Origin of the sequence: Enterocloster citroniae (genome assembly GCF_040545455.1) — a bacterium.
In the GTDB taxonomy this organism is placed as follows: domain Bacteria; phylum Bacillota; class Clostridia; order Lachnospirales; family Lachnospiraceae; genus Enterocloster; species Enterocloster citroniae.
The window spans coordinates 1-12,443 of sequence record NZ_JBEPLZ010000031.1 but is presented as its reverse complement, the minus strand read 5'-3'; the positions used below and the strand labels follow the sequence as shown (position 1 = coordinate 12,443).

The following is a 12,443-nucleotide window of genomic DNA, read 5'->3' as shown; positions in this document are numbered from 1 at the left end:
CTTGAGCGTTATGATTTATTAGAAACTTATTATAATAAAACAGGGGTCAGTAATGAGAGAACATCATATTAGTTATATTTATGCAATAAAAAATGAAAACACGTGTACAGGAAAAGGTCCTCAGTTTTTAACAGATGAGGCTACCGCATCCGTATATAATATCCACTATACGTTAGACAGTTATCAGCCGACTCCATTGGTTTGCCTGGAGGAAATGGCAAAACATCTTGGCGTAAAGGCTGTGTTTGTAAAAGATGAGTCCAAAAGATTCGGTCTTAATGCGTTTAAAGGGCTTGGCGGTTTGTATGCCTTAACGAGAGTGGTTTGTAAGGAACTGGGATTGGATGTGAATCATATTAGTTTTAGTGATTTGCAGAAGCCGGAATGGAAAGAGCAGGTTCAATCCATGGTATTTGTAACTACCACAGACGGTAATCATGGCAAAGGGGTGGCGTGGGCGGCAGCTCAGCTGGGATGTGAAGCGCATGTGTATATGCCGGTTGGTTCTTCTGAATTACGGGCTCAGGCGATCGAATCCTTTGGGAAAACGGAAGTTAGAATCATGGAAACCGGATATGATGATACCGTTCGATATGCAGCCCATATGGCTAAAGAACATGGCTGGCATCTGGTACAGGATACCAGTTGGAATGGGTATGAGGAGATACCGGTATGGATTATTCAAGGCTATACTACGATGGCAAAGGAGGCCGTGTCGCAGCTGTCAGAGGCCGGGTGTGATTATCCCACGCACGTATTTTTGCAGGCGGGTGTAGGTGCTATGGCAGGTGGTGTGTTAGGCTATTTGGCGAATCACTACGAAGATAATCGGCCGACTTTTGGCATTGTTGAACCTGAACATATTGCCTGCATCTATCAATCAGCAAAAATAAATGATGGTAAACCCCATCCCGCAATAGAAACAGGTTTAACGATAATGGCGGGTTTAAATTGTGGAGAGCCTTGTACGATAACTTGGCCGATTCTGCGAGATTTTGCAGACTGGTATTATAAATGTCCTGATTTTATAGCTGCATTGGGAATGCGTCTTTTAGGAGCACCTGCAGGTGATGATGAATCAATTGTATCAGGGGAGAGCGGAGCAGTAACAACCGGGCTGTTTTATGCACTATTGGAAAAGAATGAATTTGCTCAGCTTAGAGAACTTGCTGGCCTGGATGAGAATTCGGTAGTGCTGCTGTTTAATACGGAAGGTGATACGGACCCGGTTAACTATCGCAAGATCGTATATGAAGGAAAGGAGGCAATGCCAAATTAAGAGACAATAGATTTATTGATCTGACAACGTAGAAATTATATCAACAAAAAAATTTAGGAGGAAAAAGATGAAAGAGTTAATTAGGTTTACGGAAGCAGAATTTCAATCACGCATTAATAATTGCCGCAAGAACATGGAAAGGGCTGGGATGTCCGGAATGATGGTTTCAGCTGAGGCAAATATCAATTATTATTCTGGCTATCGCACTCATGCACCATGGACTACCTTTACCCGTCCGATGTTCTTGTTTATCCCGGTTCAGGGTGAACCACTGCTTTATACACAAACTTTCGTAACACCGGAAGCAACACTTAAGTCGTACTGTTGCGGCAACCGCAATTTTGACAGTCTCCTTGGTCCGACTGCCAATGAGCTATATGATATTATGCGGGAGTTGAACATGGTGCCTGGAAGCGTTGGTTTGGAATTGGGATTTGAGCAGAGGATTAACTATCAGCCGGATACATTCCTTGCACTGCGGGAATTAATTGGGGCTGAAAATATTATCGATGCAGCGCCTCTGATCTGGCGGCAGCGTATCATTAAATCGCCGGCAGAGATTGCGTGTCATAGAATTGCCTGTGAGGCAACGGGATATGCACATGACAAGACATTTGCAGCAATCGAGGCAGGAATGAGTGAACGAGAAATCTCTATGCTGGCACAGCAGTTCATGTTGGAAGGCGGTGCAGAGTACCCAGGTTTTGTTATTATTACCAGCGGACCTGGAAACTATGAGCGGATTAGTGCGATTAGCTCCGAACGGCGGCTTGAGTATGGAGATATGCTGTGGCTGGATTTGGGTGCTGTATACAATGGTTATTGGTCGGATTTCTGCCGCGCCGGTGTTGTTGGTCCCATCAGTGACGAGCGTAACCGCATGCAGGATGATGTCTATGCTATTACTGAAGAGGCTGCATCTGTCATGGCACCTGGTGTTCCGATTGCACAGGTAGCCCGTGCATGTGGTGAAGCGCTGGAAAAACGTGGATATCAGGCGACCTATGACTGTGGCCGTATGGGACATGGTATGGGACTGATGAGTACCGAGCCGGTATCAGTTACTGTTCATGAGGAGGGCGTTTTGCAGGAAGGTATGATCATTAATTTGGAGCCGGGGATTCTGGTGGAAAACGGTGTATTTTGTATTGAAGAGAATTATGTTATTACAGCTGATGGATATGAAAGACTGTCCATTGGCAGCAGAAAGCTACACCAGATTAAGGCCTGATATAGACGATATTATAAAGAGTATTTCAATTAACTGTAGCAATAACAATATGAGGAGGTTCTCATTCATGTTAGAAGAAAGAAAAACGGTTCGTCCCGCGTTTGTGTTAAGTATGATAGGCGGTATGATTGCTTATTATATTGGCTCTGCTACTGGAACAGGTCAGGAATTTTTGCAAGCTTATTCTAGTCATGGCACGATTGGACTTTTGGGAATTTCAATATACCATATTTTTACAGCGGCCCTTGCTTTAACCGTTATTTTTGTCTGTAAAAAGTATCAATTGACTAACGCAAAGGAATGTTTTATCTGGTTTTGTGGAAAATACGTTGGCTCTGCCGTACATTTCTATACTGTCGCATTCGTGGTTTGCTTTATGGTGCAGCTTATATCCGGTGCAGGCAGTATGTTGACCCAGTATTATGGCATGCCTTATTATGCCGGTGCCGGTATTTTATCGCTGCTTTGTATCATGTCAGTCGTTTTTGGATTTAAAAAGGTTATTGATATTATCAGTAAAATTGCACCATTTATTTTAGTCGTGCTGATAATCAGTTTTGTTGCTAGTCTTATAAATCCTGTGGATGGTATTGAAGCTGGATCAGCCATTGCAAAATCCACCATGGAAATTTCCAGAATGCATCCCAACTGGTTTGTTTCTACGATTCTGCATTCCAGTTATATCATTCTATTTGTATTACCTTATTTTGTGAGTTGTTACATGATGGATCGTACGGCAACAATGAAAGAAACTACGTTGTGGGTGGTAATTTCTTTTATCGCGCTCACGGTACTGATTGCCTTAATGGTACTTTCTCAGATAGCTAATATAAGCATCATCATCGGCACTCCGGCTCCTAATTTGGCAATGACAACTTATCATGCTCCTAAAATGGCAGGTGTTCTGGTATTTTTAGTGGTTGCAGCTTCGTTTACCACAGCAGCACCAGTTGCTGTTATCGCAGCTGAATATTTCGCTGAGGCGGATACAAAGAAGTTTAAGATTATTGGTACTGTATTGGTATTGGCAGAATTTGCAGTAAGTTTCTTAGGATCATATGCCCAGATTATCAACATTTTAGTTTCTGTATCTGGTTGGGTTGGTGTTTTTGCTGTAATTATTGCTGCGATTAACTGCATTTGCAGACTGACTGTGAATAAAAAAGTCTGATACTCTTTGGTATAATTTTAATTAGCCTGAATGCTGGAAGAACCAAGATAAGAGTTATGGGGATATAAGAAAAACACTACTAACCTCTGGTCCAACAGATAGAAATCGCATATAAGGCTAGGCTTCGAGAGATAAGTTGGCGCAAAGCAACAAAGTCTAATTACTACCACATTTGTAGAAGCAGAGTAAATGCGGCGGATATATGGAGGGAAAGAGTGCGCACCTTAAGCGTGGAGGTTTCACAGCGGTTTTTTGAGCCGAGTAACAACGAACTGTGAGAAGTCAGCCGAGCCCATAGTAGTGAAGAAGTTTCTGTAATGAAAATGGAGTGAAGGGGCGAACAATCAACCAGTTGAAGTAGGTCTCGTATTGCAGAAATGACAACATCTGCCGTAACCAATCGGGAAAAGGGTGGTCAAATCTAACGAGATGGAACGGAAACAACGGAATCTCACAAAGTTTATAGAAGAGAAACTGGGACTCAACCTAATTAATGATATCACCAACTCTGGCGCAATGTAAGAATGGATTAAAGGTTATAATATTTATAAACGCGATGCTAATAACAATGTGGTAGTATTTTCCCAATCTGCATGGAGTGGATATAGTTCTGGTATTCACTATTTTCAGGTTAATGCTACTAATTTTGGGGGGCGGAATGAATGCTTTGAAATTTGTATATGGTCCTCAAACAGGTTTACCAAATGATGATCCTATTGATAAGTATTTATATTTAGATTCAAGTCCATATATGGAAGGAACAGCCAAAACAACAGAAATAGCTAATAATTCAGCAAAAACAAAAATAGATATCCAATTTAAGAATAAATATCTTAATAACGTTTTAAAGACAGAGGGATATTATATTGGTAAAAAAAGGTCTCAATTAAACTTGGAAAGAGAAAATCCTATTTCAACATGCGAAGCAATGTATCAATGTAAAAGAATCTCAGAATTGCACCGCTCGAAAGGGCGGTATTTTTTTGTGAACAGTTATTTACCATATATGAATAATTTCTTTACTTCCTCAGCTGTAATAGCGTATTGTAGCAGCAGACATTGGTTTCAATGACAAAAGAAAAAGCCTCAAAAACAACGTAAATAGGAGGTTTCTGGGTATCGCTTTTTAGAGTATTCCTTAATATTTCAAAAAAGTATTCCTTTGACGAAATACCATATGTATTTGGAACTTTGATACAGAAATATATTCTTGCTAAATATATATTTGTATGAGAGTTTCAGTTAGCATAAATTCCTTTTTCGCTGCATATATTGGAAATATATGGACAAACTAAAAGTATCCATAGAAGACTTAGTTACAGAAAAAGGAGAACATAATTATGGCACGCGGAGTAAGAAAATCACCACTTGAAAGGTTGCAGGATGAACTGGCGGAGGTACGGGATTCCATTGCACAGTATGAGAGTTGCCTGGAAACATTAAAGGAGAAAGAGAAGTCAATCCAAAATCAGATAGAATTAGAGGAGTTTAAGGAATTTAAATCCATGCTTAACGAGCAGGGGATGACCATGGATGATATCAGAGAGTTAGTTTCTACACAGAACGAGATTCAGCAGAGCGCCTAATAAGCGCTCTGTTTTTTTACTATTTCAATAGACTAGCTTATTTGGAAGATAGATTTGATTTTTCACTCGTTTCCTTTGTAATCCAATCTTTAAGTACGATATTGATATATTGGCTTACGGAACGATCATCATCCTCTGCTAACTCTTTAATCATTTCCAGGATATCCGAATCAAGTGTGATACTTATGCGCGTTTTTAATGGTCTCATATAACATTCTCCTTTTGCGTATAATATATCATTATTGAACATAAGATATTGATTAATACGATAAAATCATATAAAATAGTATAATATACGATAAAGTAAATAGGAGGCTTACATGAATAATGAATTTATGGAAGTGCTTAAAATAATAGCCGATAAAAGAATGGAAGTATCTCTGGATTCTATGTTCAATGAAGATTGTGAATACAAGAAGATGGAGGAAAGGGCTGCTGCTATGGGAGTAGCTTATGATTCTTTAAAGCTATCTCCAGAATTAAAAGAGGTAGTTGATGATCTATTAGCTGAGAGAGATGGTATGAATATTGAGAAGGTGTCATTAGCATATTGGGCAGGTGTAAAGGATGCAATAATTATTCTAAAGGAGCTGGAGATAATTGCCCTTTAAATCTGCACATAGTATGAAATTATAGTTATCGTACAAATGACACAATATCAGGAGGTTTAAAATGGCCGGTAGAAAACGGGATATGACTAAGTATGAAAATGAGTTAAAGAAGATTGCTGAAAAGATAGAAAAAAAGAACAAGAGTTGGCTGAGTTAAAGAAAAAGTATGATAGTATCATGGATGAGATGGATAAGGCTCGAGTAGAGGGCTTGGTAAGTCTAATGAATGAAAAGAACATGACATTTGAGGAACTGAAAACCTTAATTGAGAATAGATAGAACCCCGTTGTGGGTTCTATTTTTTTTTGCCATTGATCCCGGATGCATATAATATCTTCCTTCGGAGATATTTGAAAGTCAATACAGCGCATGTAGGCTAAACAGACACTTAGGGCTACAATATAGGAGTATAAAACGTGTAACAAATAAAAGTTGAAAGTATGACGTATAAGAGTTATAATATGTATTTAAGTAGCTATAGGTTAGCAAATCAAACTCTGAATTTTTGGGGGAACTTAGGAGGATTGAGGAAAAGATGAAAAAGCATTTTATAAGAAACTTAATTTTAATGGTTGTGATGCTAAGCATTGGAATGTCCGTTACTTCTTTTGCTGAAGTTGGATGGGAACAAGATGAGCAAGGGCGCTGGCTTTATATGCAAGAAAATGGTGCTTATGTTGGCTATGGTTTCTGTGAGATTCACGGGGAGTGGTATTACTTCAATACAGAGGGCTATATGTGCACAGGTTGGGTACAAGGGAGCGATGGAAATTGGTACTTTATGAGCAGCTCTGGTGCAATGTTGAGAAATGCCACAACACCAGATGGAAAATACTGGTTGGATGCTAATGGAATTTGGGATGGAAAGACGCTTGGAGCATTCGATACATCATCATCTTCAGCTTTGGAAAGAAACACTATGAAAGCGACTATTGATGGCGTAGAGGAAACATTTTATTTGACCGCAACAGGTGGTACCGTTGGAGGCGATAAAACATTCACTTGTTATTCAGTCAAGGCGGATGGCACTATTGGTAAACAGTTGTATTTAGTTATTGATCCAGATACAGAGGCCGGAGAGGATATAAAACCAAGCAATCGGGATACTCATTTTAGTTTGAAATACAAAAAATTTTATGATGGTGAACAATATTCAGCAAGGTTGGGAAAGGGAAAATATAATGTAAATATTACAGCAATTGAAGCCGACTGTGCACATGTAGAAGGTACCTTCTCTGCAACTGCCAAAATGGTTGGAGGAAGTGGTTCGGTTTCAATTACTAATGGTACTTTTAATTTATATCACGGAGAAAAGGTAGACTGGGTAAAATCGTTGGTTCCTTCTCGTTCCTCTGGTGGCGGTTATGAAGGAGGTTTTGCTGATTATGACACAGGATCCTCATTGGGAAACGGCTCATCCCAAAGAAATACAGATTATCCTTGCCCAAGATGTGGTGGCTCTGGTAACTGTCCTGTTTGCCATGGTTCTGGCTATACATATCATGAGTTTTTGGGAAAAAGTTCAAAAGATAACTGCCCGTATTGTGCGTGGGGAACTTGTTCGCGATGCAACGGTTCCGGACGAGTATCTCGTTAGACTAGAATTCAATAGGTTCTGATTAATATAGAATTACAATACTCATGTTCTAATCCTCGTGGTTTTAGTTTAAACCATGAGGATTTTACTATGTGTGCTTATTTTGAAGAAATGGAGGTTTATATATTGATAGCAGGATGCATATAGTACGATTAATATTGAGAGAATAGGAGCAAAAAATGAAAATGTTAAAGATGGATGACTAAAAAAAGGTTTCAGCCATCCCATTTTAACGCTAAAATTTTATTATTTGGACTTAAACTGCCTCTTTAAGATTTCCACTATATCTTCAATTGCCTTTTTTTGCTCTAGTGCCAAGCCATCTATCACAATAACTTTTCGTATTTCAAGTCCAAGGATATAATCGGTAGTAGTATGGTATTAAATTGCAAGCTTGGACAGAACTTCGGCAGATGGATAAGACAGGTTCCCTTCGTAATTACTAACGGCGGAACGCGTGATATCCAAGTGTGCGGCAACTTGCGATTGGGATAAATTGCGTGTTTCTCTTAGTTCCCTTAAACGGTATCCAAAATCATATATTTCCATGCGCACCCCCCTATATACCTTTACTAGCTAAATAAAAAAATGAATGAAATGCCTGACAAACTGACGGTCTTTCTGTATCATAGCAAATATGCTGAGGGCCGTGGCCGGGATGATTACAAGGCGGTGTTTCTATGTAAATATTTTTGATAGGAGAATGAAATTATCGTTACAATAGCGTTACAGAGGCAAAAAAGATTGAAAAAACCATGTAATATGTTGGAATTATATAAGAATTAGTTTGCTATAAGACCCAAAAGTGTTAATATGTATATAATAATAACTTTTTGGAGGGGAAGAGCATGTATAAAAAGCTAGTATCATTGTTGTTAGTTTGTGCTATTGTTACAGGTTGTCTTACGGTGGGGGATTTATCGCCTAAATTTAGTTATGCTAATACAATAGGCGAGGAAAGTGTTGCTACATCATCGAATGCTAAACGCAATAAGGATAAAGATGACGAAGTGTTGGATGAAAAAAAGGTTGAAGTTGCAACGCATTCCAATGCTTCTAAAAAGTCGGATGCAGATGAGGACATTGGTATTGCTACAAATTCTAATGCGGTTGTAGCGACCAGTTCTGAAGCCACTGTTGCTACAAACTCAAATGCTGAACAAAAAATATATGAATTCAATAAGTCAATCAAAAATATAAGTTTACTTAAAGAAGATGATTATAGTATTGTAGATGAGACAAATCCAATCCGTTCAGGAGATAATATTATTTTCCGTTTTGAATATAAGTTAAACTCCTCAATGAAGAAAAATATATTAGCAGGCAATGATATTAGGTTTGAATATCAGCTGCCTACTGAAATTTTATCGTTATTAGAAAACTATAATGAATTAAGTGGTAATAATTTTACTGATGCACCAGATTCAAATACAGTGGCATATATAGGCGAATTTTGTGATGAGGGTAAAGTGTCAATAGATTTATTATCGACTGACACTGAACTGGATGATTTAGAAAAGTATATCGACATACCTATTCTTATTAATTGTGAAAAAGAAAGAATACCGGAAAAGATAGTTTTTGATACCAAGGGGTTTAAAAAGATAACATTGTACTTATATATATACGAAGGATTTGAATATGAAGAAACCATAAATGGTGTAGTAATCCGCATAACTGCCGAGAATCATATACTTCCGCAAAATACGGAAGTAAGAATTTCTAACGTCAATCAGGACGATAAATTAGAAAAAACTTTACGCAATTCAATTGAAGGTTTTAAAATAGATAAAACTGTTGCATTTGATATAAGCTTTTGGAGTGGAGATAATGAGATAGAGGTAGAGAATGGAACGGTAAATGTTTCATTTACTTATCCAGAACTTTCTGTTGATGGGGATACGAAAGTATTTCATATTGATGATGACCAAAAACTTGAGATAATATCTTCAAATCAGGACGGTGACATAATAAGCTTTGAAGCTAACCATTTTTCAGTATATGGATTTACGACTACATATGCACAGGATAACGACCCATTGGGAAATTCTTTGATCGGTGGTAATACATCGGGAAACTGGGAAGGACATTATATTTATTTTGGATGGGAAGGATTAGATAGTAACAAATATAATGGTAACGATAATTGGCTAGAAATAAAGGATTATGTAAATAACAATGATTTTTATAGACTTAATGGTCAATTATATTCAGGCGCCGACTTAATGACCCCAATAAAGTGGAGAATACTGAACAATAATGGAAGCGCACTACTCTTACTGTCGGATGAGATGCTGGATGTTTATAATTATGGAACAGTATCTAATGATCATCCTACTTGGGAAACAAGTGATATAAGACACTGGTTGGATACTGAATTTATGAAGAACCATTTTACATCTGAAGAACAGGCTGATATAAAAGAAAGCAAAGTCACTGATATTGTTGCAGCGGATAGTAATCTGCCAGAAGGAAATACAACTAATGATAGGATTTTTCTTCCATCTAAAGAAGAACTTGTAGATGAAGATTATGGATTTCCTGTGAAGGGAGAAAGTCCATCACGCAAGACAACGTATAATAATGATTCATTAAAGGATAGAAATACAGCTGGAGACAGAAGCTATTGGACACGTAGTAGGGGAGATTTAAATTACACATTTTTAAGGCCATTTTTTGTAACTGAAAAGGGGCTGTGCGGCTATGGAGCGAACCGATATTGCAGCTGGATTCTAGGGGTACGTCCAATGCTTAGATTGGATTTGGATTCCCAACGATACGGCTTTAATAAAACGGATGATAATTTGAGTGCAGGTATTAAATTTAATAAATCTACACTGGAGATGAATGTTGGAGATATCAAAGATTTGGAAGTAATTCCTATAAATATTGCCGACAATCTAACAAGTTTAAAATGGATATCTACAAATCCATCAGTAGTATCTCTTGGTGTTGATGGGAAATTATCTGCAATGAGCAATGGAACGGCAAATATCTATGCAATACATGATCAATATGTTGCACAATGCAGGATAACCGTAAAAGAAAACCCCAAGCAGCAGTATAAAGTGATTTTTAAAGATGGGGATACCATTGTAAGAGAGATAATGGTTGAAGAATATACGGCAGCGACCGCTCCAACTTTAACTAAAGATGGCTATACATTAACTTGGGATAAGGATTTTAGTAATATTACAGAAGATATAATAATTAACGCAATATGGACTGGAAATACATATAACATAATATATGAAATGAATAATGGAACGAATCATTCTTTTAACCCTAGAACCTATACAACTGGAGTAGGTGCTGTTTTTCAACGGCCTACTTATGCAGGTCATACCTTTGGAGGATGGTATACAACACCGGATTTCAAGGAAGGGACGGGGATTATACTTATTGCACCTAATCAAATTGGAGACATAACAGTGTATGCTAAATGGAATGTAGCTGACTATAAAATTACATATAATTTGTTTGGTGGTACGAATCATAAGTCAAATCCAGATTCATACACTTTTGGTATAGGGGTAACATTAAAAGACCCGACAGCTAATGGATCTATCTTTAAAGGATGGTATACTACATCTGATTTTAAAGAGGGCACATCTATAACGTCAATTGATTCAAAAACCTCAGGGGACATAACTTTATATGCTAAATGGGAATTACGTACATGTGATATTGCGTATGTTCTAAATGGCGGGGTGAACCATGTTTCAAATCCTACCAAGTATACATATGGGGAGGGAGCGATATTTGAAAATCCAACTTATAGTGGGCATATTTTTGAGGGGTGGTATTTGACACCAGATTTTCGAAATGGGACAAATATAACGTTTCTTAATTTAAATAATACTGGTGATGTAACCGTATATGCTAAATGGAAGAAAGGAAATTCCCAAAGTGGTAGTGGAAGTCATGGATCATCTGGAGGAGGATCGACTGGTGGCCATAGTGGAGTTGTTTCTGGTCCTAGTATAAAAGATGATACATACATAAATTCAATATGGGAACAAGCCGCGAATGGTTGGAAACTGAAAAAACAGGATGGAAAATTTGCAATTGGATGGGTATATAAAGACAAAAAATGGTATTACTTTGATAAAGATGGAATTATGTGTACAGGTTGGCTTGATTTATCTGGGAAGAAGTATTTTTTATTTGAAGGTACTGGTTCATTAGTGGGAGCTATGGCTGAACATGAATGGTGTTGTATTGATAACAGATACTACTACTTTAATGAAAACGGGGAGCTTATAAGAAATCTTTCAAACGAAGAGTGGATAAATGAAGGATATTCTAAATCAAAATTCTTCTATCAAAGAGATCCGGAATGGGTGGCTAAGGTTAAATCAATAAATCCTAGTTTAGATCCATGGGTTCATCAAGCGTGCTATTTATGTGTATTATCTATGGTAATTAATAACTTAGGATACACGGACGTTGATCCGGCAATCTTATATTTAAAGAATAATGAGGATACTAATATTCATCAAGATATAATAAAAAATAATTTTAATAACGAATTTTCAGAGACACGAATTAAAGATATGTCAGATGATGAATATAAACATGTATTATATGATTTCTTGACAGGAGGAAATGAAACCGGGAGAAACAATGAAAATAAATTATATACTCAAGGTGTGGTTATTGTATACGAGAAGGGCAAACACTATTCGTTAGCAGTAGGTGCATATCGTAGATCGGATAGTACGATTGTAATAATGGTAAATGATCCAGGAATGGAAGGTGAAGAGCATTTCATTAATTTTGAGGAAAGCTATCCCAGAAACAGCGAAAAATGGATAATTGGGGCACTTGAGATGTGGGAAAAAAGGTGACTCAGAAGTAAAAGCTTAATTAGAAGGGGGTATCGGTTAATACCGACTTTTAACCCCTAACATGATAGGAAGAGACAATCCCAGAGAATTCGGGCCTTTTCTAAGGCAAAATTCTCTA

Annotated in this window: 10 protein-coding genes; 8 read left to right on the top strand and 2 right to left on the bottom strand. The window is 37.7% G+C overall.

All coding sequences use genetic code 11. The features are described 5' to 3' along the window. Positions 1-52: 52 nt before the first annotated feature. The 5 genes from ABID13_RS25335 (at position 53) to ABID13_RS25315 (ending at position 5,267) form a co-directional block, all read left to right on the top strand. A complete protein-coding gene (locus ABID13_RS25335; RefSeq protein WP_048930346.1) occupies positions 53-1,279 on the top strand; it encodes a diaminopropionate ammonia-lyase in 1,227 nt (408 codons plus the stop codon). A gap of 67 nt (positions 1,280-1,346) precedes the next feature. Beyond that, positions 1,347-2,510: a M24 family metallopeptidase gene (locus ABID13_RS25330; RefSeq protein WP_048930347.1), complete on the top strand. Its 1,164-nt coding sequence runs from the start codon at positions 1,347-1,349 to the stop codon at positions 2,508-2,510. 67 nt (positions 2,511-2,577) lie between these two features. Next, positions 2,578-3,681 (top strand): hypothetical protein, encoded by a 1,104-nt coding sequence (locus ABID13_RS25325; protein WP_048930348.1) that lies wholly within the window; start codon positions 2,578-2,580, stop codon positions 3,679-3,681. A 658-nt stretch (positions 3,682-4,339) separates the two neighbouring features. Beyond that, on the top strand, positions 4,340-4,753 hold the full coding sequence (locus ABID13_RS25320; RefSeq protein WP_156200121.1) for a hypothetical protein: 414 nt from the start codon (positions 4,340-4,342) through the stop codon (positions 4,751-4,753). 268 nt (positions 4,754-5,021) lie between these two features. Further along, positions 5,022-5,267 carry a hypothetical protein gene (locus ABID13_RS25315; protein WP_048930349.1) on the top strand — a complete coding sequence of 82 codons (246 nt, stop codon included), beginning with the start codon at positions 5,022-5,024 and terminating at the stop codon, positions 5,265-5,267. Between the two features lie 37 nt (positions 5,268-5,304). Here ABID13_RS25315 and ABID13_RS25310 read toward each other — a convergent pair whose 3' ends face one another. Continuing rightward, positions 5,305-5,475, bottom strand: a complete 171-nt coding sequence (locus ABID13_RS25310; protein ID WP_048930350.1) for a ribbon-helix-helix protein, CopG family — start codon at positions 5,473-5,475, stop codon at positions 5,305-5,307. A 112-nt stretch (positions 5,476-5,587) separates the two neighbouring features. Here ABID13_RS25310 and ABID13_RS25305 point away from each other — a divergent pair, with 112 nt between their 5' ends. Continuing rightward, the gene (locus ABID13_RS25305) at positions 5,588-5,878 is read left to right on the top strand and encodes a hypothetical protein (protein WP_048930351.1); all 291 of its coding nucleotides are present in this window, start codon (positions 5,588-5,590) and stop codon (positions 5,876-5,878) included. A 535-nt stretch (positions 5,879-6,413) separates the two neighbouring features. Continuing rightward, positions 6,414-7,475: a hypothetical protein gene (locus ABID13_RS25300; protein ID WP_082173930.1), complete on the top strand. Its 1,062-nt coding sequence runs from the start codon at positions 6,414-6,416 to the stop codon at positions 7,473-7,475. A 381-nt stretch (positions 7,476-7,856) separates the two neighbouring features. On the opposite strand, the gene ABID13_RS25295 is transcribed toward ABID13_RS25300, so the two are convergent. Continuing rightward, positions 7,857-8,024, bottom strand: a complete 168-nt coding sequence (locus ABID13_RS25295; protein ID WP_242849273.1) for a helix-turn-helix domain-containing protein — start codon at positions 8,022-8,024, stop codon at positions 7,857-7,859. Between the two features lie 299 nt (positions 8,025-8,323). On the opposite strand from ABID13_RS25295, the gene ABID13_RS25290 reads away from it, so the two are divergent. Then, a complete protein-coding gene (locus tag ABID13_RS25290) occupies positions 8,324-12,325 on the top strand; it encodes an InlB B-repeat-containing protein (protein WP_048930353.1) in 4,002 nt (1,333 codons plus the stop codon). Positions 12,326-12,443: the final 118 nt, after the last annotated feature.